The sequence below is a fragment of the Amycolatopsis xylanica genome (assembly GCF_900107045.1).
Lineage (GTDB): Bacteria > Actinomycetota > Actinomycetes > Mycobacteriales > Pseudonocardiaceae > Amycolatopsis > Amycolatopsis xylanica.
In genome coordinates, this window is record NZ_FNON01000001.1 from 891601 (window position 1) to 915613 (window position 24013).

20 protein-coding genes are annotated in these 24013 nt (G+C 69.6%); 17 read left to right on the top strand and 3 right to left on the bottom strand.

Annotation, left to right across the window (positions count from 1 at the left end):
* Positions 1-107 precede the first annotated feature (107 nt).
* Positions 108-797 carry a hypothetical protein gene (locus tag BLV57_RS03880; RefSeq protein WP_091286613.1) on the top strand — a complete coding sequence of 230 codons (690 nt, stop codon included), beginning with the start codon at positions 108-110 and terminating at the stop codon, positions 795-797.
* Between the two features lie 464 nt (positions 798-1261).
* Here BLV57_RS03880 and BLV57_RS03885 read toward each other — a convergent pair whose 3' ends face one another.
* Positions 1262-2524, bottom strand: a complete 1263-nt coding sequence (locus BLV57_RS03885; RefSeq protein ID WP_091286614.1) for an HNH endonuclease signature motif containing protein — start codon at positions 2522-2524, stop codon at positions 1262-1264.
* A gap of 1004 nt (positions 2525-3528) precedes the next feature.
* Between BLV57_RS03885 and BLV57_RS03890 the strand changes: the two genes are divergently transcribed.
* Entirely contained in the window at positions 3529-4149 is a 621-nt protein-coding gene (locus tag BLV57_RS03890) for a hypothetical protein (protein ID WP_091286617.1), read from the top strand.
* On the opposite strand, the gene BLV57_RS03895 is transcribed toward BLV57_RS03890, so the two are convergent.
* Both BLV57_RS03895 and BLV57_RS03900 read right to left on the bottom strand, forming a co-directional pair.
* Positions 4139-5905 (bottom strand): hypothetical protein, encoded by a 1767-nt coding sequence (locus BLV57_RS03895; protein ID WP_091286618.1) that lies wholly within the window; start codon positions 5903-5905, stop codon positions 4139-4141. The two genes, BLV57_RS03890 and BLV57_RS03895, sit on opposite strands and share 11 nt — an antisense overlap.
* The gene (locus tag BLV57_RS03900; RefSeq protein ID WP_091286621.1) at positions 5902-6273 is read right to left on the bottom strand and encodes a hypothetical protein; all 372 of its coding nucleotides are present in this window, start codon (positions 6271-6273) and stop codon (positions 5902-5904) included. The genes BLV57_RS03895 and BLV57_RS03900 overlap by 4 nt, the downstream gene beginning before the upstream one ends.
* A gap of 200 nt (positions 6274-6473) precedes the next feature.
* Between BLV57_RS03900 and BLV57_RS03905 the strand changes: the two genes are divergently transcribed.
* The 15 genes from BLV57_RS03905 to BLV57_RS03975 all read left to right on the top strand — a co-directional run bounded on the left by BLV57_RS03905 (position 6474) and on the right by BLV57_RS03975 (position 23964).
* Entirely contained in the window at positions 6474-7925 is a 1452-nt protein-coding gene (locus BLV57_RS03905) for an alpha/beta hydrolase (protein ID WP_091286624.1), read from the top strand.
* Between the two features lie 134 nt (positions 7926-8059).
* The gene (locus tag BLV57_RS03910; protein ID WP_245757140.1) at positions 8060-9187 is read left to right on the top strand and encodes a sensor histidine kinase; all 1128 of its coding nucleotides are present in this window, start codon (positions 8060-8062) and stop codon (positions 9185-9187) included.
* Positions 9184-9849 (top strand): response regulator, encoded by a 666-nt coding sequence (locus BLV57_RS03915; RefSeq protein ID WP_091286629.1) that lies wholly within the window; start codon positions 9184-9186, stop codon positions 9847-9849. The genes BLV57_RS03910 and BLV57_RS03915 overlap by 4 nt, the downstream gene beginning before the upstream one ends.
* Before the next feature lie 120 nt (positions 9850-9969).
* Positions 9970-10929, top strand: a complete 960-nt coding sequence (locus tag BLV57_RS03920) for an Acg family FMN-binding oxidoreductase (RefSeq protein WP_091286631.1) — start codon at positions 9970-9972, stop codon at positions 10927-10929.
* Positions 10929-11744: a hypothetical protein gene (locus tag BLV57_RS03925; protein ID WP_143046975.1), complete on the top strand. Its 816-nt coding sequence runs from the start codon at positions 10929-10931 to the stop codon at positions 11742-11744. Before BLV57_RS03920 ends, BLV57_RS03925 begins: the two co-directional genes overlap by 1 nt.
* Positions 11745-11812: 68 nt before the next feature.
* On the top strand, positions 11813-12652 hold the full coding sequence (locus BLV57_RS03930; RefSeq protein ID WP_091286637.1) for an ABC transporter ATP-binding protein: 840 nt from the start codon (positions 11813-11815) through the stop codon (positions 12650-12652).
* Positions 12653-12687: 35 nt separating this feature from the next.
* Entirely contained in the window at positions 12688-13665 is a 978-nt protein-coding gene (locus tag BLV57_RS43600; protein ID WP_091286640.1) for an ABC transporter substrate-binding protein, read from the top strand.
* Between the two features lie 7 nt (positions 13666-13672).
* Positions 13673-15751 (top strand): iron ABC transporter permease, encoded by a 2079-nt coding sequence (locus tag BLV57_RS03940; protein ID WP_342741157.1) that lies wholly within the window; start codon positions 13673-13675, stop codon positions 15749-15751.
* Between the two features lie 79 nt (positions 15752-15830).
* On the top strand, positions 15831-16664 hold the full coding sequence (locus BLV57_RS03945; RefSeq protein WP_091286643.1) for a hypothetical protein: 834 nt from the start codon (positions 15831-15833) through the stop codon (positions 16662-16664).
* A 227-nt stretch (positions 16665-16891) separates the two neighbouring features.
* Entirely contained in the window at positions 16892-17191 is a 300-nt protein-coding gene (locus tag BLV57_RS03950; protein ID WP_091286646.1) for a hypothetical protein, read from the top strand.
* A gap of 165 nt (positions 17192-17356) precedes the next feature.
* On the top strand, positions 17357-17707 hold the full coding sequence (locus BLV57_RS03955) for a hypothetical protein (RefSeq protein WP_091286648.1): 351 nt from the start codon (positions 17357-17359) through the stop codon (positions 17705-17707).
* On the top strand, positions 17707-18735 hold the full coding sequence (locus BLV57_RS03960; RefSeq protein WP_091286651.1) for a tetratricopeptide repeat protein: 1029 nt from the start codon (positions 17707-17709) through the stop codon (positions 18733-18735). The genes BLV57_RS03955 and BLV57_RS03960 overlap by 1 nt, the downstream gene beginning before the upstream one ends.
* Entirely contained in the window at positions 18732-20897 is a 2166-nt protein-coding gene (locus tag BLV57_RS03965) for an ATP-binding cassette domain-containing protein (RefSeq protein ID WP_091286654.1), read from the top strand. Before BLV57_RS03960 ends, BLV57_RS03965 begins: the two co-directional genes overlap by 4 nt.
* Entirely contained in the window at positions 20894-22411 is a 1518-nt protein-coding gene (locus tag BLV57_RS03970) for an ABC transporter ATP-binding protein (RefSeq protein WP_091286657.1), read from the top strand. The genes BLV57_RS03965 and BLV57_RS03970 overlap by 4 nt, the downstream gene beginning before the upstream one ends.
* A gap of 98 nt (positions 22412-22509) precedes the next feature.
* Positions 22510-23964 (top strand): DUF4331 domain-containing protein, encoded by a 1455-nt coding sequence (locus BLV57_RS03975; protein WP_091286660.1) that lies wholly within the window; start codon positions 22510-22512, stop codon positions 23962-23964.
* Positions 23965-24013: the final 49 nt, after the last annotated feature.

Sequence of the window (24013 nt, forward strand, 5' to 3'; positions counted from 1 at the left end):
GGACCGCACCCCGCTGCGGCCGGCCGAACACCGAAGTAGGCCGAGGGGGTAACGCGGACTGTCATGGTCGCGAAGGAAGGGGTATCGAGGGGTTTTGTACTTGGGGGGTGACCGTGCGAATCGCGGCGGTTTTCGTGGTGGCCTGTGCCCTGCTGGCCGGTGGCTGCAAGGAAAGGCTGGGTGGCACCGCGGCGCCGATCGCCGCGGAGGTGCCGCCCAGCGGCATCGCTCAGCCGATGACGAGTGTCGAGCAGTTCCTCCGGAAGCTGCCGTCGGAAGCCGAGCTGAAGACGATCGACCCGAAGCTGTACCAGGCCGGTGCCCCGCTTCCGTTCATGGCGTCGGAGAACCACAAGTTCAGGCTGGTCGACGCGTGCGGCAGCCGTCAGCCTTCGGACGACCGGATGGCCCGCTCGGTCGGCGTCGCATGGAACACGCCGCCCGGCAACTTTCGTGGATTTTCGCTGAGATTGACCTCATACGAGGGCGCGACGGGCGCGCAGGCGGTGGCCGAAGCCAAGCAGGCGCTGGAGTGTGGCTACTACGACGTGGACTGGATGGGTCGGTACCGGATCTCTGAGGAAACGGTTCCGGTGGCCCACGGGCTCGACGCCCAATTCCTGTTCACCGCTCAGGTAGAGGGCACGCCGAACGCCGACTTCGTGGCCATCGTGGGTCGTGGGAACGACGCGGTCGTCGCCAAGAGCTCGTCCGATGGCAGCACTTCGCCCGGTCAAGCGCGTGGTTGCCTGCTGAAGCTGCTGGTGATGATCGGTGAGAGCTTGAACAGACGCTAGCCAGGTCTGGAAAGTCAGGAATCTCGGACTCGCGCCTTGGCGGATTTTCGCGGGTAGGGCGCCAGCGCCTGGCTTCCTTCTGAGTGGGGTGCGTGCCTTTCTGCGCTTGCCCGACGTTTGGGGTCTGTTGGGGTCGGCTCTAGGGCGGTCCCGTATGAACATTTCCGCTCGTGGGGTCGGGTGGTGTTTGTGCTCGCTGCGGAAATATCCATACGGACCGAGGGCACGGTGGTACAACGCCGCTTCGGCTCACCAGAAGCTCCGGCCGGTACTTGCTGCCCGCCCGGGCTTCGGGTCGGGCTGCTTTGGTCGTGGTGCGCGATGGCGGCAGGAAGGGTGATCGGGTAGGTGGTCGGCGGCCTGATGCTTAAGCCGAGGTTTTCTGAGGGGGCGGCTCAGGGTGGTTGATATGTGGGATTTCGGCCGCTGGGTGGGCGGAAAGCCCGCACAACTGATCAGTCGAGTCAGGTTTTGGTGGTGTGGAGGTTGTTGCGGCGGGGTGTGCGTGCGGGGTCGATGAACGCCGGTGGAATGAACTCGGGATACCCGTCGCTGGCGATGCGCACGTCCCAGTCGCTGTTGTGGATCAGCCGGTGATGCTTGCCGCAGAGCAGCACGAGATTATCGATCCGGGTTTCCCCGTGGTGTGCCCAGAAAACGATGTGGTGCGCTGTACATTGCTGAGGCGGCGCGTCGCAGCCGGGGAAGGCGCACCCGCCGTCGCGGATCGCCAACGCCCGCCGTTGCGCCGGTGTGGCGAGGCGCTGCGCCCTGCCCACATCCAACGGCTCGCCATGAGAGCCCAGAGTCACCGGGATGACCTTGCAGTCACAGGCGAGCAGGCGTGCGTCGCTGGCGCTGATATCCCCGACCAAGTCCAAGCAGGCGCGTCCGATTCCGGTTTTGAGTTCGTCGAGGCCGAGGGTGACCACGACGTGCACGCTGTCTCCGGCCTGAGTCGGGATGTCGGGGTTGCCCATACCGATACGGACAAAGGTGGCGAACGCGTCCCCCAACCGCTCCCATTGCGAGCGGGTGTCGCGGCCTTCTTCTTCGGTGGCGGGGCGGGGTTTGGCGAGTGGGTCGAGGGTGGCTTTGAGTCGGGCGATGGTGTCGGCGTCGGTTTTGATCTTTATGCCGTGGGTGCCGTCGCGGTGGGTCACGAACCCGAGTTCATGACGCGGCTCGGCTGGGTCGGGGTCTTTCGGCTCCCGTCCGTCCGGGTCGAGGCGGTCGCGCAGGTTCTTGGCGGCGTGGGTGATCTGGCGTGGTCCGGCGGTGCGGGCCAGGTTGACCAGGATCTGCTCGCCAGTCTCTCGGTCTTCGGCTGAGACTGTGGGTGGGAGTGCGCCGAGGGCGGCGATGATCGGATCCAGCTGCGCCGACCCCAGATCACCATTCAACGCCGCCGCGGCGGCATGTGGTGCCAGCGCCGGGATCCGCGTGCCACCATCCTGGCGCGGGTTCAGCGCGCGAGCGCGATCCACGCGGGCTTTGGCCTCGGAGTGCTTGATCTGGACCCAGTCCACCAGCATCCCCGGCAAGGTCGCGTAGCCGGTCACCTCCTTCACCCCGCGGGATTCGATCTCGGCGAGGATTTGTCCTTGCTCGGCCTCCAGGCGTCGTTTCTCTCGTTCGCGGGCGACGTAGGCGAGCAGCAGCGTGTCTTTGTCGCAGCGCCACCACTCGGGTGGTGCTGCGGTGTCAGGACTTTCGGTGCTGATCATGTTTTCCATGCTACGCGTGTTCAGAGTCATATGCCACTAGTCACGCCGAGCTGGTCGACCCCACACTCAGGCGCGCAGCAAGTACCGGCCGGGGTTTCCGGTGAGCCACAACGAAAACTGGCCACCGTGCCCCGGTCCGTATGGATATTTCCGCGGCGACCCGAAACACCACCCGACCCCGGAGCGGAAATGTCCATACGGGATGTCTTTAGATCCGCCCCCGGCAGACCCACAACCCAGAGCAAGAAGCCGTCCCCATGCATCCAGCGAACGGACGCCCCCAGTTAGCCCGGGCGCCGCAATCCCGGAGCGGCTCAAGTGTCCCGTGGTACTGATGTGCCCAAATTCCCCACATCGACATCAAGTCCCCCGCCCCCGGCATCCGCGGCCTGTTCGAGTTCCGCCCCGGGACCGCCGGGCCACTCGGCCTCCTCGCCGAGACCCTCCTGCGCGGCAACGAGTGCACGTTCTGCTCACTGAGCCACGGCGCCGCCGCGGCCGCCGCGCTCGACGACGGCACACACGTCATCGAGGCAACCCGGCGCGGCGTTGCCCCTGCTCCGCTTCCAGGCGCCGTTTCTCTCGTTCGCGGGCGACATTCGCGAGCAGTAGCGTGTCTTTGTCGCAGCGCCACCACTCCGGTGGTGCTGCGATGTCAGGACTTTCGGTGCTGATCATGCATCCCGCACTACCAGCCAGCGTCGAGAGTCATATGACACTGGAAACGCCGGGCTGGCCGACCCGGCACTCAGGTGCGCAGCGAGTACCGGGCGGGATTTCCGGTGAGCCACAACGAAATCCGACCACCGTGCCCTCGGTCCGTATGGATATTTCCGCGGCGACCCCAAACACCACCCGACCCCGGAGCGGAAATGTCCATACGGGATGTCTTGAGATCCGACCCCAACAGACCCAAAACGAGGCGCGGTTTCTTGATCGGGACACCGATCCTGGCCGCGCCACTAGTCGTATGCACGGCTTCAGGCCGTGAGAAACTGTGTCCCATGCGTCTGTTCGCTGATCGTGTCTCCGGTCCGCCCGCCGCCGAACGGTTCGCCGGGCCGGTCCGCGTGCGCGAGCGGCCAGGAGGGTTCAATGAGCTCGAATGGCGGCTGTTTCCGGGAGCGCCCGCGCTCGTCGTCTACCAGGCCAGGATGACGTCCTCGATGTCGTTACTGCTTGCGTGCTGTGGCAACGCTTTCGACTCGACGCTGGCCGCTGTGCGGCGGGATGGTGGGGATGTCCTGTTCGAGGAGATGGCGGAACACTGGACTTCTTTCGCGCATATGACGGCGAATGGGCAGCGTGGGGACCTTTCCGATCTTGGGATAACGCTGGTGACCGATCCGGCTGATGGTGTGAAAAGCGGATGCGTCGGCACCATCGTGAGCCCGCGTGGGGGTGAGAGCGAGCTGAAGGACGGGCTGACCCGGGTGATCAGGGGAGGGGCGTCCGCGATCGGGGAAGGCGTCGAGGCGGGCGAGCGATCGGCACGGATACGTGGGCTGCTGGCCGGACAGGCCGATCACGCCGTGCTGGACGGCAGGCTGGAGGCCATCGCCGCGGCCGGATTCTCCTTTCGTGACACCAGAACGCTGCTTGACCTGGAGTGGCCTACAGGATGAACAGGGGCCTGCCGTCTCGGACGGTGTAGAGCGGGTTGCCGAGTTTCTCGGTGCCGGTGCGGCGGATCAAGTCCATTGTCCGGTCGAAGTCGTCGGACACACCGTGGATGTCGCGGTCCTCTTCGAACAGTTTGCGCGCGGTGTCGACGTCGGGCAGCGCTCCGGTGGACATGACCAGTCCGCCCCAGGCGAGCGCGCGGATGTGGCGGATGCGGTCGAAGACACCGGCGAGGCCGCTGGGCCCGAGCAGGTCGACGGCCGTGGCGACCGCGTCGAGGTCGGGGACGCGGTGGTCCATCGCCGCGGTGAGCACGGCGACCGCCAGATGGGTGAACACCGTGGTGGCCTCGGTGGCGCGGTCGCGGGCGATCTCCAGGGGATACAGGACTCCTGAGGCCTGTTTGGCCACGTCTCGCAGCAAGACCAGGAACTCCTGGCTTTCGCCTTCCGCCTGGGACAGGGCCTCTCGGGTGTTGAGAAAGGAGTTCTGCCACTCCTGGCTCGCGTCGTCGGAGAACCAATAGGCGGGCTGGCCGCCCGCGGTCGACAGCGCGATCGCGGCGCAGCCGCTGTAGGCGTCGAGCGAGATCTCGGCCTGGCCGTCCGCCGCGGCCCCGGTGGGGAGGTCGAACGTGCCGGTGCCGGTCATGACCACGGTTTCGCCGCTGGTGACGGCGAACCGGTTCGTGTCGGTGGCGGTGATGGTGACCGGGTGCCTGCCCAAGGACAGCACGCCACGCTGGAACATCAGCGCCACGTTGCGGACGAGGTCTTCCTCCGTGGCGTTCTCCAGGGTTTCGTCATGCAACGACACCAGGCGTCGCACGCCGAGTTCGGCGGTGGCTTCGTCGACCTCCCAGCGCACGTTGCCGTGACGCGCCCAGTCTTCGAAACTCTCGTGGGTCTTGTTCTCCGCCAGGAATTCGTCGAGGTGTGCCCGATGATCCGCGTGGCCGAAGCGGACGACGCGGGCGACGAAGTACTCGATCAGCCGGTCGACGGAGCGCAGATCGTCGTCCTCGTCGAGCAGGTGGGCGATCGTCCCGAGATCGGTGTGGAAGTACGCGATGAAGTAGGCGAAGAACAGCTCCGGATCCCCGAGGCGGGGGTCGACGCCCATGCCGGCGCTCCAGAGGGCTTTGACGAGCAAGTAACCGGGCAGGTAACCGCCGTCCTCGGGAGCGGCGGGCCGCACGAGCACGTCGGTCCGGCGCGCCACCACGTCCGGGCGCCTGCGTGTCGTGCCGAGGATGAGGTCGAGCAGGTTGCGGGTCACCGTGTCGCGGCGCTCCTCCGGCTCGAAGGCGGCGACGGCACCGGGGCCGAAGTAGTCGGCGACCCTGGACAGCACCGGGCAGAGCTTCGGCAACGTGCCATGCGACGACAGGTCGAACTCCGCGAACAACGCCAGCCCTTCGGCGAGCGGGCGCTGCAACGCGATGAAGGCCTCGTACCGCATCATGGCGCCCGTCAGCCTGCGCGCGAGATCCTCGTCGAAGCGGCGTTCGCCGCGGTAGGCCGCGGCGTCGGACAGTGCGCGCTGGTGCAGCAGGCTCAGCGCCAGGCCCGTGGTGTGCATGAAGCACCAGTGATGCGTCGCCTCGTGCAGGAAGGCGGGCAGGCAGTCCGGCGGGATGTGGCGCTGTATCAGGCCTTCCAGATGCTTGCCGACCTGGAACGACGAGATGACGGTCTCGTTGGTGACCGGGTTGATGAAGCTGCGCCCGCTCAGCGCCGACGCGAAATGCTCGCTCATCGCGGGTCTCCGATCAGCCGCTCCCATGGAATGCCGGTGGCGGAGCCGAGTTCCTTGGCCAGCGCGGCGTCGACGGGCTCACTCGAGGTGTCCCGCCACTTCACGGTCCTGCGCTCGATTCGCCCGTCGGGATGCTGGATCTCGATGACCTGCTCGAACGATTTGCCGCGGTGCCGGTACACCAGATAGCCGATGAGGCCCTTGAGCGCGACGACGGCCACGACGCCGGTCACCAGGCCGAGATCGCCGAAGCTGCCGTCGGGAACCGGCTCGTGATCGAACGAGACCGACTCGCGGTCGACGAACTCGCCCAGCTCGAGCGCATCGGCCCTGGACAGTCCTGGCAGGCGGAACTTGGCTGTGGACAAGGAAATCTCCCAACGGCACAGAGCGGACCGGAATCGTACCTAGTCCTTTTGACCGATACGAGGGCGCCCCGGAACCGTTCGCGCGCTTGATGTGCTCGTGCCCGCCGAGCAAGAGAATGGGGATTCACGCACAGTCTGTGGACGATTTCGGTTGGCAGGCAACGGTTGTGGCGCGCAGGCGCTCGGAGGAGGGGTTTCGGATGGGGAAGGTTCCGGCCATCGCGCTCGCGGTGGTGGTGCTCGGGGCGGGTGCGCTCGCGGGGGTTCCGGCGGCGGCGTCGGCGGGCGGAGTGCGGTGGGGACCGTGCCCGGCCGACGCCGCCGCGCCGGGGCTGGAGTGTTCGACGATCCAGGTCCCGCTGGATTACCGGGCGCCAGAGGGCAAGCGGATCGATGTGGCGATCTCGCGGCTGGCCAGCAAGGCGCCCGGGCAGCGCCGCGGCGTGCTGCTGACCAACCCCGGCGGGCCGTCGCCCGGGCTGAAGTTCCCGGCGGACCTGGCCGCCGCGAAGCTGCCGCAAAGTGTGCTGGACGGCTACGACGTGATCGGCTTCGATCCGCGCGGCCTCGGGCACAGCACGCCGATGACGTGCGATCTCACGCCGGAGCAGCAGGCGGTCGGCAACGTCCCGCCCTACGCACGCGACGCCGCCGACGTGGCGAAGCGGGCCGAGCAGTCGAAGGCCATCGCACGGCAATGCGCCGCATCGAAGACCTCCTGGCTGCTGCCGCACGTCAACGCGGCCAACACCGCGCGGGACATGGACCGGATCCGCGCCGCGCTCGGCGAGGAGAAGATCTCCTTCGCGGGCTATTCGTGGGGCACCTACCTCGGCGCGGTCTACGCGACGTTGTTCCCGCAGCGCGGCGACCGGATCGTGCTCGACAGCAACGTGCACCCGGGCGGCTGGGACTACGCGAACGACCGGTATTTCGCGCAGGGCTTCGAGGACCGGTTCCCCGACTTCGCGAAGTTCGCCGCCGCCAACGACGGCACGTATCACCTGGGCGCCACGCCTGAGCAGGTCACGGCGAAGTACTTCGACCTCGCCGGGCGGCTGGACAAGAAGCCCGTGCGGGAGATCGACGGCGCGGCCTTCCGCATGCTCACCTTCGGGTTCCTCTACAACGACGCGGGGATGCCGCTGGTGGCCAAGATCTGGCGGGCGGTCGACACCGATCAGCCGTTACCGCCGCTCGGCCCCGGAACTCCGGGCGATGTGGACAGCCTGATCTCCGGTCGCTACGCCATGATCTGCGCCGACGCCAGGTGGCCTAAGTCGGTGGGCAGCTACCAGGCCGCGGTGGCGCTCGACCGGCTCCGGCACCCGATGTTCGGCGCGGCAGGCGCCAACGTCCAGCCCTGCGCGTTCTGGGAGGTCACGGCCGAGCCGCCGGTGCGCATCGGTGACCGGGGACCGTCGAACATCCTGATGCTGCAGAACCGGCGCGACCCGGCGACCCCGCTCGCCGGCGCCGCCCGGCTGCGGCAGGCGTTCGGTGACCGGGCGCGGATGGTCACCGTCGACGCGGGCGGGCACGGCGTCTACCCGTATGTCGGCAACAAGTGCGCCAACGCCGCGGCGACGGCGTTCCTGACCACGGGCCGATTCCTGGAGCGCGATCTCGCCTGCGCGGCCGAACCGAGCTGAGCACGAGGGCGCCGGGGCAACTGAGCCAGCGGTCCCGGCGCCGGTCGTCGATGATTGATCCACTACCGCACCAGACCGGAAGGACAACCGCCGACGTGCTCCCGAGTGCCGCCCCGCGACCGGCCAGAGCCCTGGTGATCGCCGAAATCATCGTGCTGGCCGGGCTGAACCTGGACCAGGTGATCCGGCGCATGATCCTCGGCGGGTCGGTGACGGCGGGCGAGCTGGCCTATTTCCTGGCCGGCGTCGTGATCGGCGGGCTCGCCTTACTGCGACGCCGCTTCCCGGCGCGGATGGCGGCGCTGACCAGCGCCGGGATCGCGCTGTCCGTGGTCTGCAGTGTGGTGGGTTTCTTCGTGCGGCCCGCCGCCGCGATCGACGGCGATCCCGAGATCGTCGCGTTGATGCTGCTGGTCGGGGCGGCGTGCCACCGGCTGCGGCCGGTGCCCGCGGGCATCCTCGCGGTGCTCGGCGGGCTGGCGATGGCCTTTGCCCCGGTGCTGCGTTACGGCAGCTCCTCCACCACGCTGACCATCGCGGTGCTGTGGGCACTGCAGTGGGGCGGCAGCGTCATGGTCGGGCTCATCCTGCGCGACGGTGAGTCCCGGCGCGAAGCCGCGCTGGCCGCCGCCCGCGACCGGGAGCGGCTCGAGCTGGCCCGTGAACTCCACGACCTGGTCGCCCACCACATCACCGGCGTCGTGGTGCGCACCCAGGCCGCGGGCGTGATCCTCGCCGATGGCCCCGAGCGCGAGCTGATCAAGGAGATCGAGCACGCGGGCGCCGAGGCGCTCGGCGCGGTGCGGCGGCTGGTCATGATGTTGCGCAGTCCCGGGCACGGGTCGCCGATGCCCGCGAGCGACCTGGTCCGGACGGTCACGGACGCGGTCGGAGACGACAGCGTCCGCGTCCGGCTCGAGCCCGGCCTGGCGGACCTCACCGTGACGCCGGAGACGGTGTCCACCGCGCACCGCGTGGTACTCGAGTCGCTGACCAACGTCCGCAAGCACGCGCCGGATGCCCGGGAGGTCACCGTCAGCGTCGAGGCCACGGAAGATCGGCGCCACCTCAGGATCGAGGTGCGCAACGACGGGCTCCGGCCCGGCCGCGTGCGCCGATCGCCCGGCGGGTACGGCCTGATCGGGATGGGCGAACGGATCGCGGCGCTCGACGGCAGGCTGACGGCAGGGGAGGACGGCGAACGCTGCTGGCGCGTCCTCGCCGAACTGCCACTGCCCGCGGCACGAGGGGCGGCCTGGTGACGCTACGAGTCCTGCTGGCCGACGACCAGGCGATGGTGCGCACGGGCTTCCGGCTGATCCTCGAGCGTGAGGCCGGCGTGGAGGTCGTCGCGGAGGCGGAGAACGGCGAGCAGGCCGTGACGCTGGCCCAGCGGCTGCGCCCCGACGTCACGCTGATGGACATCCGGATGCCGGTGATCGACGGCCTCACCGCCACCCGGACGCTGGCGGGCCCTGACGTCGAAGACCCGTTGCGCGTCCTGGTGGTCACCACCTTCGACCTCGACGAGCTGGTGCACGAGGCCCTCTGCTCGGGTGCCTGCGGTTTCCTGCTCAAGGACGCTGGTCCCGGGCTGCTGGTCGAGGCGGTGCACGCGGCCGCGAACGGCGAAGCGCTGGTCTCACCGTCGATCACCACCCGGCTGCTGGCCCACTTCACCGCGTCCCCGCTCCGGAGCCGTACCCGCCGCGCCGACCCGGAACTGAGCCGCCGCGAACTCGAGGTCGCGATGGCCGTCGCGCGGGGCAGGACGAACGCCGAGATCGCCGTCGAACTGACGATCTCCCTGTCGACCGTCAAGACCCACCTCGCGTCGATCCAGCGCAAGATCACGGCGCGCAACCGTACGGAGATCGCGGTCTGGGCCTGGGAAACAGGAGTGGTGACCGGCCGCACCGGGTGACCTTCCTGCCCACCGCTCGTAGGGCGAAAGACCCTACGCACGCGGGACCAGCGCTACTGCTGTGCCCGGTTCTTCCGGCGCACGCTGGATACGTCACCCGCCGGCGAGGAGTGTTCCGCGATGATCCGCACCGAAGCCACCGTTCTCACCGCCGCCGTCGAGGCGGCCGTCCGGGCGCCTTCACCGCACAACACGCAACCGTGGATCTTCGAACTCGGCCCGAACGGCGTCGACCTTTTCCTCGACACGGCGCGGGTGCTGAAGGTGTGCGACGCGGACGGGCGCGAAGCCAGGCTGGCGTGTGGGGCCGCGTTGCTCAACCTCCGGCTCGCGATCGCCGCCGCGGGCCGGGCCTGCGAGATCGAGGTGCTGCCGGACCGGACGAAGCCCGCCCTGCTCGCCCATGTCGAACTGGGGCTGCGCCGCCGTCCCCGGGAAAGCGACCTGCGGATGGCCGCGGCGATCCCGCGCCGGTTCACCAATCGCCGCCCGTTCGCCGAGCAGGCCGTGCCGCGCGAAATCCGTAACCTGCTCACCGCCGCCGCGAGCGCCGAAGGCGGCAAGCTGGTGCTGCTCGACGAGATCGGCAAGGTCGGCAAGGTCGCCTCGCTGGTCCGGCGCGCCGACGAGACGCAGGCAGGGGATCCGGCTTTCCAGAGCGAAAAGCGTGCGTGGACGTCGGCCGGTCCGGATCGGCTGGACGGTGTGCCCGCCACCGCGGGAGGCCCGCGCGCCGCGGGTGGATTGCTGCCCGTGCGGCATTTTCTCGCCTCCTCGGCCCTGCGCGCCTATGAGCGGGACCCGGTGGTGGCGGTGCTGCTGAGCCGTACCGATGGTCCGCGTGCGCAGCTGCGGGCAGGTGAGGCCATGCAGCGCGTGCTGCTCACGGCAACCGACGCCGGGCTGAGTTCGTCTTTCCTTTCCCAGCCCATGGAAATCCCGTCGATCCGGGCGGAGCTGCGCGCACTGCTCGGCGGCAGGCAGTACCCGCAAACCGTGCTGCGCCTGGGATACGGCTATCCCGGTACCGCGACACCCCGGCGGGGCATCGCCGCGGTGACGAGGGCGGGGGAGTGGTGATGGCCGCGCACGCCTGGTCCCACGACGAGCGCAGCTTGATCGTGCGTGCCGCCCGCGAGACCCGGCGCACCTGGCCGAACCACGAGTGGACGACCGAGCCGCACGAAGACCGCATCGACCTCTTCGAGCGTCTAGCCGGATCGAAGGACCGTGTCGGGCGTGAACGACTGCTCACGTGTGGCGCGGTATTGGCCAATGTCGAAGCCGCGATCCGGGTGCTCGCCTGGCTGCCGGAGACCGAGCTCGCGGGCAGCGTGCCCGAGCCGGACCGGGTCGCGCGCGTGACCGCGTCCAGGCGTACCCGGCTCGGCGCCCCCGACTTCGCCAGGCACCGGGCGGTGTTCGGCCGCGCGCTGCCGGGTCAACCGCCCGCGGCCGCCGATCTCGTGACGCACCTGCTCGACGAGATGCCGGCGGTGGCGCGGGGTGTCGGTGTCGTCGGGCTGGAGCCGGACCAGGAGCCCGAGCTGCCGCGCATCGGCTGGAAGCTGCGGCATCACTTCCAGCACGAGGAGTTCGCCGGGCTGAGCTGGACCTCCATGCTGCTCATCACCGGGACCGAGCAGCGGCAGGACCTGGTGCGCGCGGGGTGGCTGGCCCAGAACCTGGTGCTGGCCGCCACCAAGCACCGGTTGATCTGCTCCGTGGTGACCGAGGTGTTCGAGCTGCCCGCCGCCCGTGGCGCGCTGTCCGCGTCACTCGGCGTCGGCGGGCTCCCGCAGCTGCTGCTCGCGGTCGGCTCGCCCGCACGGGTCACCGGCGGCGAACCCACGCGGCTCGACGGAACACCCTCATGGCGAAGGAAGACCGGATAGCCGCGGTCGCGGTGTGCCGATCGCCACCTCCACTTGTAGTTAGGTAAGGCTAGCTTTATCGTCCTCGCGTGTCCGTCGTCCCGCACCATGCCGATCCCGGCGTCCATGCCCGTGAAGTCGACGTCGCCTACGGGCGCGATGTCGTCGTGCGTGCCGCGTCCCTCTCCCTGCACGCCGGCACGGTGACCGCGCTGATCGGCCCCAACGGCAGCGGGAAGTCGACGCTGCTGCGCGCGCTCGCGCGGCTGCACCCGCCCGTCGCGGGCTCGGTCTCCTTCGCCGACGGCGCGGATCTGCGCGCACTGTCCGGAAAGGACATCGCCAAGCGGATCACCCTGCTGTCCCAGCAGCGGACGGCGCCGGGCGGTGTCTCGGTGCGCGAGCTGGTCGAGTTCGGCAGGCATCCGCATCGCTCCCGCTGGGGCGGACGTGACCCCGAAGGTCCCGCCGCGGTCGAGCGCGCGATGGAGCTGACCGGCCTGTCCGCGCTCGCCGACCGGCCGGTGCAGGCTCTCTCCGGCGGGCAGGCGCAGCGTGTGTGGCTGGCCGCCTGCCTGGCCCAGGACACCGCGCTGCTGCTGCTCGACGAACCCACGACCTTCCTCGACCTGCGCTACCAGGTGGAGATCCTCGACGTCATCCGCGACCTCGCCGACCGGCACGGCGTCGGGGTCGGGGTGGTGCTGCACGACCTCGACCAGGCGGCGGCGGTCGCCGACCGGGTGATCCTGCTGGAAGACGGCCGGATCACCGGGGAGGGCGTGCCCGCCGAAGTGCTGACGGCCGCGAGCCTCAGCCGCGCCTACGGCATCCGCGTGGACGTCACGCTCGATCCGGCCGACGGGCGGATCCACACCCGCGCGGTCGGCCGCTTCAACGACACGGGAGCGCGTGCCGCGTCGGCCTGACCCGGTACGCCGTCATCGGAAAACCTAGGAGAGACATGCGGATTCCCCGGCTGATCCTCGGCCTGTCCGCGGCCGCCACGTTCTTCGTGGCGGCCTGCGGCAGCACCGTGGAGCCCACGAGCAGCGCCCCGGCCGGGAGCGACGGCGGCCCGATCACGGTCGTCGACTCGCGGGGCAAGGAAGTGAAACTGCCCCGGCCTGCCAAGCGCGTCGCGGCGACCGAATGGAACGGCGTCGAGCACCTCGTTTCGCTCGGCGTCATGCCGGTCGGTGTCTCCGACATCAAGGGCTACGGCCAGTGGGTGAGCGCCGAGAAGCTCGACAGCACCCCGAAGGACATCGGCACCCGCGGCGAGCCGAGCCTCGACACGCTCGGCTCGCTGGGGCTGGACCTCGTGGTCGTCACCGACAGCGTGACCGAGGGCGCGCTCGAGCAGATCGAGGCCAAGGTGCCGGTGCTCGTCGTCAACGGCGGCAACGCGAAAGAGCCGATCAACGGCATGTACGCGGGCCTGGACATGATCGCGAAGGCCACCGGCACCGAGGCCAAGGCCGCACAGCTGAAGGCCGGGTTCGAGCAGAAGCTCGCCGCGGGCAAGGCCGAAGTGGAGAAGCTCGGCGCCGCCGGTCAGAAGGTCGCGTTCTCCGACGCCTACGTCACTTCCGGCTCGGTCAGCATCAGGCCCTACGCCAAGGGCGCGCTGGTGTCCGCGGTGTTCGCGAAGCTCGGCCTCGAGACCGCGTGGACGATGGACGGCGACGCGATCTACGGGCTCGCGAAGGCGGACGTCGAAGGCCTGACCCAGCTGCCGGACGTGCGGTTCTGGTACATCGCCAACAACGCCGACGGTGACCCGTACCAGAAGGAGCTGGCTGGCAACGCGATCTGGCGGAACCTCCCGTTCGTCAAGAGCGGCAAGGTCCACCGCTTCCCGGACTCGCTGTGGATGTTCGGCGGCCCGAAGTCCATGGAGCAGTTCGTCGACGCGGCCGTCGCCGCGCTCAAGGGCTAGCACCGGCGTGGACACCCTGACCAGGCCCCGGCCACTCGCCGTTCGGCGGCACGGGCGGCTGGCGCTGCTGGGGACCGGCCTCGCCGTCCTGCTCCTGCTGGGATCGGCCGTGCACCTGACGCAGGGCACCGCGAACCTCGACGCGCTGGACGTGCTGCGGCTCGTTTTCGGCCGGGGTACCGGCGGCTCGGCGGCGGTGGTCGTCGAGTCCCGGCTGCCCCGGCTCCTTGCGGCGCTGATCGTCGGCGCCGCGCTCGGTGTGGCCGGCGCCGTGCTGCAAACGGTGTCCCGCAACGTGTTGGCGTCACCGGACACGCTGGCCGTCAACGCGGGCGCGCACCTGGCGGTCACCGCCGTCGCGGCGTTCGGCGTCTCGCTGCCGCTGCTCGGCGCGACCGGGGTCGCGTTCGCGGGCGGGCTGGCCGCGGCCGCGGTCGTGCTCGGGCTGGCCGGCACCAGCGGCACCGGGATCGTGCGGCTGGTGCTGGCGGGCACAGCCATCGCGCTGGCGTTGATCTCGGTGACCCAGGTCCTTTTGCTGCTGTACTCCCAGGAAACCCGCGGCCTGTTCGCCTGGGGAGAGGGATCGCTGGAGCAGAACGGGCTCGGCGGCATCCGCACACTCGGCCCGCTCGTCGGCGTGGCGGTGGCCGCGTTGCTCGTGCTCGCCCGGCGGCTCGACCTGATCCATCTCGGCGAAGACCACGCCAGGACGCTGGGTGTCCACATTGGACGGGTCCGCTTCACCGCGATCGCGCTGGCGGTGCTGCTGGCCGCGGCGGCGGTGACATTGGCGGGCCCGATCGGCTTCGTCGGCCTCGCCGCGCCGGCACTGGCCAGGCTGCTCACGTCCGTGGTCCCCGGTCTGCACCGGCACGCGGCGCTGATCCCGTTCTCCGCGGCACTGGGCGCGGCGCTCCTGCTGGGCGCCGACGTGCTCCTCCGCACGATCATCGGCTCGCAACACGCACTCGAGGTGCCGACAGGAGTCGTGACGACGCTCCTCGGCGCCGTCTTCCTCGTGCTGCTCGCCCGCACCGCCCGGATCACCGCCGCGACCGCCGAACCACCCGCGGCCGGCGTGCGTAGCGGGGTGAGCGTTTTCCGGTACCGGGCGGTCCTCACTGTGCTGACGCTCGCGGTGATCGGCGTCGCGCTGGGAGCGGTCCTGCTCGGCGACATGAAGCTGCTGCTGGGCGACATCGTCAACTGGAGCACCGGCCAGGCGGGCCCGATCGTCAGCGGCGTGCTGGACACCCGCGTCCCGCGCGTGGCCGCCGCCCTGCTGGCGGGCGCGGCACTGGCACTGGGCGGCGCGCTCGTCCAAGCGGTCGCCCGCAACCCATTGGCCGAACCGGGGATGATCGGCGTCGTCGGCGGCGCCGGTCTCGGCGCGGTCGCGGTGATCACGGGCGTGTCCGGCGTCGGGTTCTGGGCACTGACCGGTTCCGCCGGCCTGGGCGCCGCGCTGGCGATGGCGGTCGTCTTCGCCGCCGCCGCGCGAGGCGGCTTCACCAGCGAACGCCTGGTGCTGATCGGCTTCGGCGTGCACGCGGCGTCGCAGGCGCTGGTCACACTGCTGATCACCCTGTCCGACCCGTGGAACGAGACCAAGGCGTTGACCTGGCTGGGCGGCTCGACCTACGGGCGCACGTTCACCCACCTGGTCCCGATGGCGCTGGCCCTGCTGCTGGTGGCACCGGTGCTGATCCGCATGCGGACCGAGCTCGACCTGCTCGCGCTGGACGACGAGACACCGCGGGTGCTGGGCGTGCCCGTCGCCCGCTCACGCTTGCTGCTGCTGTCGTGCGCGGTCCTGCTGACCGGCGCGGCGGTCGCCGGCATCGGGGTCCTCACGTTCGTCGGCCTCGTGGCCCCGCACGCGGCCCGCGCGATCGTGGGCGGCCGCCACTCCCGCCTGCTTCCCACGGCCGCCTTGCTGGGCGCGCTCCTGGTCTGCGTGGCCGACACCGCGGGCCGCACGGTCCTCGCACCAGGCCAGCTCCCGGCCGGGCTGATGACCGCGATCATCGGCGCGCCCTACTTCGTGTGGCTGCTGTACCGGCACCGCTCGAAGACGCGCTGAAGTTCCCCCATTGAGCAGTGTTCAAGAAGGGGCCCGGCTCAGTTGACTGGTGGTTTCGCCGACTGTGAATCGAGGAACCATGCCGCTGAACGACCACAACGCCACGGTCAAGCCAGGACGGCTCCCGGACAACGAGCGAGTTTCGCTGGAAGCCTTGCTGAAGGGCAACGGCTTCACCGATGAGGACTGCCAGAAGGCGTGCAGCGCCGACGCGCACGCCACGGACCTGAACACCAGGTTCGGCCGGGTGGCCGCGTTGGAGGGCCGGTTCGACAAGAACCCCAGCGCACAGAAGCGCCGCCAGCTGAGACGGGAGCTGGAGTCCGAGTACGACTACCTGCTCGACGCGGCCCAGCGCTACGTGGACGACGCGGACACCGCGTACAAAGCGGCCGTGGAGGCGCAGGTGGACCAGCTCCGCCAGGAGAACCCGACGAAAAACGAGATGTACATGAACATCTGGACGGACCGCTCCGCCCGGATCGTTCCCGACGCGCGGCTGGCGAAGTGGGTCCAGGCCGCGGCTTTCCGCCTCGAGATCCGCGCCAGGTACAAGGCCAAGTACAACCCGGTCGCCGCACCGGTCTCGCAGCTGAGCCAGGCCGATCAGCAGGCACTGCAGACCGAGAAGAACAACATCACCGCCCAGCTCACCGCCTGGGCCACCACGCCCGACGGCGCCACCGGGTGCAACGACATCGGCACCTGGGGCACCTCCGCGGGAGGAGCGGGCACCAGCTTCGCCGTGTCGCAGGTCAACAGGAGGGTGTGGGCGGAGCTGGTCACATGGTGGCGAGGGAAGGAGAACACCTACGTCACCTTGAGCGACACGAGCCACCGGTCGCTGAAGAAGTTCCGCGACGTCAACGACGGCCGTAGCCGCACCATCAACTATCACCTCAACGTCACCTGAGCACGTGCCCGCTCCCCACGACGTCCGGCCCAACGCCGCGCGGATCTGACACGTCGGGGTCGTGAGTGTTCAGACCGGTTAGAACCGGCCGTATCACTCACGACCCTGCCGCGGTGGCTTTTCCGCCAATAGCGACGAGTTGGGGGGCTGTGATTGCATGACGCCTTCAGCGAACCCGGAACCGCCGGAGTGTCAGCATTCGCTCCGATGACTCGATCGAGGCGACGATGAACTTCAAACTCGGCAGGCTCGCCGCCTGCGCGGTACTGGCCCTCACGACTGCTGCCATCGCCGCTCCTCAGGCCATGGCCGACCAGGGTTCCCATATCTGCGGCAATCACGTGGACTACCCCAAAGGGTTGCCGACCGTTTATTACGGTAACTGCTCCATCTACAAGATCCTGGTGAAAGTCGACACCAAGCAGTCGCGGGACTTCTACGTGTGCACCCACCCGAAGACCGACACCTATATCGGACCGACAAGTGCCGTAAGGAAAGCCACCTTCGTCCGGTATCACGACTGCTGACGACCCCGCGCTCCGTAACAGGTCCCACGCGGTCGCTTACGCTCCGCGAGAAGGCCTGACCCGGCTGGGATTTTGTCCCAGCCGGCCCGGGACAAAATTCCCGGTCAACCGGGACGGGCTTGCACATATCCTTCGCCGCATCAGGCTGATCATGAGGAGAAGGACATGCAGGCGAACGAGGTTGTCGTGCGCACCGACGTCAAGGCAGGCGGCAGCGGGGACGAGGAGAAGGCCAACCATGCCGAGGACTTGGTCATCCGGAGCGAGATCAAGGCCGGAGCCGACACGGACGGGCACAATCATGCTGAGGACCTCGTCGTTCGGACCGACGTCAAGGTTGGATCGGACAGCGACACGCACAATCATGCCGAGGAACTCGTTGTCCGGACTGACGTCAAAGCCGGAGCGGACAGCGACGAGCACAACCACGCCGAGGAGCTGATCGTCCGCACGGATGTCAAGGCTGGCGGCGATGAGGAGAAATCCAACCACTCCGAAGGCATCTTCGCGCGCTGATGGACGGCGTGACCACCCTGTCCGCGGCCCGGGCGGCGCTGAACGCCGGTGATCTGGACGCAGCGTTCACCGAGGCCACGCGAGCGGTCGAGCTCCTGACCGCCGAGAGCGGCCCCAAGCACCCCGACATCGCGAACGCCCAGCTGACGCTTGCCTCCGTTCACGAACGCGCGGGACGCTTCGCCGCGGCCAGGGAGGTCGCCGCCGTCGCCGTGACCACATTGGACGGATTTCCGCGCAGCGGGGTTCGTGAGGTGGGAATCCTGCGGGTGCGGTCACAGGCCGCGCTCGCCAATCTCGACCGGATCTTGGGTGACCTGGCCGGCGCCCGCACGCGGCTGAAGCTCGCACTGTCCATTGCGGAGGCTGAAGCGGTCGACGGCCGCGAGACCGCGAGTGTCCACAATGCACTGGGAATCGTCGGTAAGTTCAGTGGTGACTTCGAGGAAGCCGAGGCCCACTATCTGCTGGCGCTCGAATGTCACGAAGGCAATCCGCTGGGGGTCGCCGCCGTCCTGCACAACCTCGGCGGGCTCGAACACGAGCGTGGCAGGCCCGAGCGGGGCATTCCCTGGGCCGAGAATGGACTCGCGCTGCGGAGGCGGGTCCGGCCCGAAGACCATCCTGAGGTGGCGGCCGACCTGGGGGCGCTGGGGTCGCTGTACCTGAGCGCCGGTCGGCTGGAGGACGCCGAGCGGGCCTACCTCGCCGCGCTGGAGGTCTTCGAGGCCGAGTACGAGATCGCCGTCGTCAGGGGCAATCTCGCGCACCTGCGGGCACGCCAAGGCAAGGTCGCCGAGGCGGAGGCGAGCTACCGCGCCGCGCTCGCGGGCAAGATCGCGGCGCTGGGTGAGGACCATCCCGACGTGGCGGTCACGCTGCACAACCTCGCCGTCCTCCTGCTCGACAGCGGGCGGGAGCGAGAGGGGCGTGAGCTGCTGCTTCAGGCCGAAAGGCTCATGACCGGGCGGTTGCCGGACGATCATCCGCGTGTGCTGGCCGTGCGCCGGACGGTGGCCACGTTGTGACCAGGCGGTTCCTGGTCCCCGAGGTGGTGCAGACGTCCGGAATGGACTGTGGCCCCGCGGCGCTGACGTGCCTGCTCGCCGGGTTCGGGATCTCGGCGAGCTATGGGCGGCTTCGGGAAGCCTGTCAGACCGATGTGGACGGTACCTCGATCAACACCATCGAGGACACCGCCCGGCTGCTGGGCCTCGAGGTCACCCAGGTGATGGTGGCGCCGGAGCGGGTGGTTCTGCGCCTGCCCGCGCTCGTGGTCGTCCAGCAGCCGGGTGGCACGCTGCACTTCGTCGTGGTGTGGCGGCGGCATGGACGGCTGCTGCAGATCATGGATCCGGCCGTGGGCCGTCGCTGGGTGCGCGCCGATCGGTTCTCGGGCGATGTCTACGTCCACTCGCATCGGCTGCCGGACGGCGCGGTGGTGCGGGGCGCGGTGCTGGTTCGCGTGCACGGAGCCGGGGCGGTCGACGTCGAAACGCTGCCCGCCGAACTGCGGGCGGCGCTCGCCGAGCCGCCCGCTCGGCCGCTCGTCTCGATGGTGCGGCCCGTTCCGTGGGGAGTTCTCGCGGTGGCGGCGGTGGCGGCCGCGATCGGCGTGACCTTCGAAGCGGCCCTGTTCCGTGAAGTGATCAACGGCGGCTTCGGGCCGCTGCTCGGCCTGGCGGCCGGATTGCTCGTCCTCGAAACGGCGCTGGCGTCGGGAGCCGCGCGGCTCGGGCGGGGGCTCGACCTCGGGCTCAGGCGGACACTGCTCGCCAGGCTGCCCCTGCTGCCGGACCGATATCTGCGGAGCAGGCCGACTTCCGATCTCGCGGAGCGGGCTCATCGACTGCACCAGCTGCGCGACCTGCCCGCGCTCGGCGCCGAAGTGGTTCGCACCCTCACCGAGATCGCCGCCGTCGTGGTGGCGGTCGCGTGGATCGATCCCGGCGCCGCACTGCCCGCCGCGCTGGCGGCGATGATCGCCATCGCGGCCGCGCTCGCGGCCCATCCGGTGCTCGCGGAGCGGGATCTGCGCCAGCGCAGTCATTCCGGCGCGCTGGCCCGCTTCTTCCTCGATGGCATGCTCGGCCTCGTCCCGCTACGCGCCCACACCGCCGAGGCCGTGGTCACGGCCGAACACGACCGGCGGCTGCTGGACTGGACGGCCAGCGGGCGCGCGCTTGCCCGCGCCGTCGTCTTCGGCGAGGCGGCGCAGCGGATCTGCGGGGTCGCCGCTGCGGCGTGGCTGGTGTGGGAGGTGCGCGGGCACGAGCCCGCCACCTTCCTGCTGCTGGTCTTCTGGGCGGTGTCCTTGCCGACGCTCGGCGCCCGGCTGGGGCGGCTGACCCGGCAATGGCCATGGCATCGCAACGTCGCGCTTCGCCTGCTCGAACCCCTTGCCGCGCCCCGAGAACAGGCTCCGACCGCGGCGGCCACGGCTGCAGGCGGAGTGTCGATCGCCCTGCGCCAGGTTCGCGTGAGAGCGGGCGGCCACACCGTGGTCGACGGGGTCGACCTCGAGGTGGCGGCAGGCGAACGCATCGCCGTTGTCGGTGCGTCGGGCTCGGGAAAGTCAAGCCTCATCGGCCTGCTGCTCGGCTGGCATGTGCCGGCGTCCGGCACGGCATTCGTCGACGGCGCGCCGCTGGATCCCGTCGCACTCCGGCAGCACACCGCGTGGGTGGACCCGGCTGTGCGGCTCTGGAACGGTTCGCTGGCCGACAACCTCCGCTACGGCAACACCACGCGGGACGACACCCGTGCACTGGTCGATGCCGAGCTGACGACGCTGCGGGCGACCCGATTGGGAGACGCCGGTGGGCTGCTGTCCGGCGGCGAAGGACAGCGTGTGCGGCTCGGCCGGGCCCTCTTGCGGTCGAACGTGCGGCTGGCGCTGCTCGACGAGCCGTTCCGCGGTGTCGACCAGGCACGGCGAGAGCGGCTGCTCGGACGTCTCGACTCGTGGTGGCCGGGCGCGACGCTGCTGATGGTGACCCACGACGCGCACGAAGCGCTCCGCTTCTCCAGGGTGCTGGTGATGGACCAAGGCCGGATCGTCGAAGATGGCCCGCCGGACTTGGTGGCCGAGAGCCCGGTCTTTCGGCGGTTGCTCGAGAAGCAAGCCGAAGCGGGCGGGATTCTCGAGCGCTGGCGCCGGATCCGAGTCGAAAACGGGTGCGTGCGATGAGCATCCGGCTCGCGCTGTTCCTGGGTGCGCACACGGCCGCGTACGTCCTTTTTGTACTTTCGTGGGTCGTCCTTGGCCGCGCCGCCTTCGCGGGCGGCGTCGACGGAGCGGATTTCGCCGCTTGGCTCGGTTTGCTCGCCGGCTCTGCGCTCGGTCACCTGCTGGCCGTCCGGCTGCAGTCGTCGATCGCGTTGCGGCTGGGCGGCTCGCTGCGCCGGCGGCTGGTGCGAGGCACACTCGGCCTGGATCCCGACGAACTCTGTGACCAGGGTGCGGGCCGGTTGCTCGGCCGAGTACTGGAGGTCGAGGCCGTCGAGACCTTGGCGATCGGCGGTGGCCTGCTCGGTCTCGTCGCGGGCGTGGAACTGGCGATCGCCGCCGTCGCGTTGAGCACGACCTCGGTGGTCACGACGGCGGCGCTGGTGATCTGGGTGTTGGCCACACTCGTGGTGGCGCACCGGTATGTGCGGGCACGCGACCGCTGGACCGCCACCAGGCTGGAGCTGACGGACGACCTCGTCGCCAAGATGCTCGGCCACCGGACACGGCTCGCCCAGCAGCCGCACTCGGACTGGCACACCGGCGAGGAGACGGCGCTGGGTGAGTACGAGGCCCGCGCCCAGAAGACGGATCGGCGCATGGTGGTGCTGTCCGCCGTCTGCACCCGGGGCTGGGTCCTCGTCGGCGTGCTCGGCTTGTGGACGTCGGCCGGTGACCTGGCCGCCGGTGCGGGAGGAGTCCTGCTCGCCGCCGCGGCGTTGCGCACCCTCACCTCGGGATTGGGGAACATCGCCGACGCGTCGGCAGCGTGGTCGACACTGAAACCGTTGCTCCGCAACAAAACCGGCGACCCGGTGGCCTCCGGGGCCGATCCGGTGCCCGGGATGCCGTTGCTGTCGGCCGACTCGGTGGCTTTCGGCTATCCGGGACATCCCGTGCTGGCCGAGGTGGACCTGCGCATCGAGCCCGGTGATCGGCTGCTGCTGGACGGTCCATCGGGGAGTGGGAAGTCGACTCTTGTCGCGGTGCTGGCCGGATCGCGCAGGCCACGGCAAGGAACCCTGCTGGTGCGAGGCCGTTCGGTGGACGAGGTCGGCGAACAGCGATGGCGGCGACGCGTCGTGCTCGCGCCGCAATTCCACGAGAACCACCTGCTGCTCGGCACACTGGCGTTCAACGTGCTGCTCGGGCGCGGCTGGCCCGCGAAGCCCCAAGATCTGGAGGACGCGCGAGCCGTCTGCGAGGACCTGGGACTCGGGCCGCTGCTGGACCGGATGCCGTCCGGCCTTCAGCAGATCGTCGGCGAGACGGGGTGGCAGCTTTCCCACGGGGAACGCAGCCTGGTCTTCCTCGCCAGGACCCTGTTGCAGGACGCCGACATCGTCGTCCTGGACGAGACCTTCGGCGCGCTCGACCCGGCTACCCAGCACCGGGCTCTTACCGCGGTCGACAAGGCCGCGCCCGCCTTGCTCGTCGTGCACCACGGACCTCGCCCGGTCTTCGACAGGCCGTAGCGCACCACAACATTTCCACAACTCCGCCACTGGTGACCGTCTGCATTCTCGGTGGCCCCGCGCTTCGCGGGTGGTGTTCTTCGTGGAAAGGAAAGGAAATGTCACCACGCTATTCCGCTCGCCGCGGCGCCGTCAGGCGGCGGCGCGCCGCGATCGTCCTCGCGGTCGGGAGCACGGTGCTGGCCGGGCTGGTCGCAGGCCCGGCCGGGCCGGTGCTCGCGTCGAGTCACCGGGAAGCCCCGTTGATCGCCGGTGATCCGCCGGTCGACAACACCGATGTGTACGCGTTCGTCAGCCCGGACAAGCCCGACACCGTGACCCTGATCGCGAACTGGTACCCGTTCGAAGAACCCCAAGGGGGACCGAACTTCTACCCGTGGGCCACCGACGCCCATTACGACCTCAACATCGACAACAACGGTGACGCGAAGGCGGACCTCACCTACCGGTGGGACTTCCGCACCGACGACCGGCGGGGGAACGACACGTTCCTCTACAACGACGATCCGGTGACCTCGCTGGACGACCCGGATCTGCTGTTCCGCCAGACGTACACGCTGACCTTGTTCGACCGGCCGAACGGGAAGGTGACGACGCTGGCGAGCGGCGCCAAGGTCGCGCCGTCGAACGTCGGGCCCGCCTCGATGCCGAACTACGGGGTGCTGCGCAACCAGGCGATCACCGCGATCCCCGGCGGCGGGCAGAGCTTCGCCGGGCAGGCCGACGACCCGTTCTTCCTGGACCTGCGGGTGTTCGACCGGCTCTATGGCGGCAATCTGTCCGAAGTCGGGCAGGACACGGTGGCGGGCTACAACGTGAACACCATCGCGTTGCAGGTGCCCAAGAGCACGCTGACGCTCGGGAACAACCCGGTGCGGAACCCGAACATCGGGATCTGGAGCGACACCGAGCGCTATTCGATCACGCTGCGGTCGCCAGGCACGCAGCAGTCGACCGGCTCCGAGGTCCAGGTCTCACGCCTGGGCAACCCGCTGGTGAACGAGGTCGTGGTGCCCGCGGGGCTGAAGGACAAGTTCAACTCGCTGCTGCCGGAGCAGGACCGGACGGTGCCCGCGCTGGTGAACAGGGTCAACTTCCCGGAGGTGCCCACGCTCGTCCAGCGGATCTACGGCATCCCCGCGCCCACGACGCCGCGCAACGACCTGGTGGAGATCTTCCTGTACGGGATCACCACGAAGTTCGGCACCATGCTCGGCAACCTGGATCTCAACTCGCAGCTCAACAACGCCGACGTCGACCCCGCGAAGTTCGCGCCGTCGGAGCAGCTGCGGCTGAACACGTCGATCCCGCCCGCCGCCCAGCCCAACCGGCTCGGGTTGCTCGGCGGCGACCGCCAGGGGTTCCCCAACGGGCGCAGGCTGGCCGACGACGCGCTCGACATCAGCGTGCAGGTACTGGAAGGCGCCGCGGTCAGCGGCATCGTGCCCGCGCTCGCCGCGGGTGACCAGGTCGACCGGAACAACGTCCCGTTCGGCGCGGTGTTCCCGTACGTCGCGCTGCCGAACAACGTCGCCGTCAACTCGTCCAAGTAGCCCGTCCCCGGTGGCCGCCGCCGTCGCGCGGCGGCCACCCTTCCCGGAA

Bases quoted from the DNA above. Each gene is read 5' to 3' on its own strand.
- BLV57_RS03975 (WP_091286660.1), top strand. From the start codon at position 22,510: ATGTCACCACGCTATTCCGCTCGCCGCGGCGCCGTCAGGCGGCGGCGC.
- BLV57_RS03955 (WP_091286648.1), top strand. From the start codon at position 17,357: ATGCAGGCGAACGAGGTTGTCGTGCGCACCGACGTCAAGGCAGGCGGC.
- BLV57_RS03920 (WP_091286631.1), top strand. From the start codon at position 9,970: ATGATCCGCACCGAAGCCACCGTTCTCACCGCCGCCGTCGAGGCGGCC.
- BLV57_RS03905 (WP_091286624.1), top strand. From the start codon at position 6,474: ATGGGGAAGGTTCCGGCCATCGCGCTCGCGGTGGTGGTGCTCGGGGCG.
- BLV57_RS03925 (WP_143046975.1), top strand. From the start codon at position 10,929: ATGGCCGCGCACGCCTGGTCCCACGACGAGCGCAGCTTGATCGTGCGT.
- BLV57_RS03945 (WP_091286643.1), top strand. From the start codon at position 15,831: ATGCCGCTGAACGACCACAACGCCACGGTCAAGCCAGGACGGCTCCCG.
- BLV57_RS43600 (WP_091286640.1), top strand. From the start codon at position 12,688: ATGCGGATTCCCCGGCTGATCCTCGGCCTGTCCGCGGCCGCCACGTTC.
- BLV57_RS03890 (WP_091286617.1), top strand. From the start codon at position 3,529: ATGCGTCTGTTCGCTGATCGTGTCTCCGGTCCGCCCGCCGCCGAACGG.
- BLV57_RS03950 (WP_091286646.1), top strand. From the start codon at position 16,892: ATGAACTTCAAACTCGGCAGGCTCGCCGCCTGCGCGGTACTGGCCCTC.
- BLV57_RS03960 (WP_091286651.1), top strand. From the start codon at position 17,707: ATGGACGGCGTGACCACCCTGTCCGCGGCCCGGGCGGCGCTGAACGCC.
- BLV57_RS03895 (WP_091286618.1), bottom strand. From the start codon at position 5,905: ATGAGCGAGCATTTCGCGTCGGCGCTGAGCGGGCGCAGCTTCATCAAC.
- BLV57_RS03970 (WP_091286657.1), top strand. From the start codon at position 20,894: ATGAGCATCCGGCTCGCGCTGTTCCTGGGTGCGCACACGGCCGCGTAC.
- BLV57_RS03885 (WP_091286614.1), bottom strand. From the start codon at position 2,524: ATGATCAGCACCGAAAGTCCTGACACCGCAGCACCACCCGAGTGGTGG.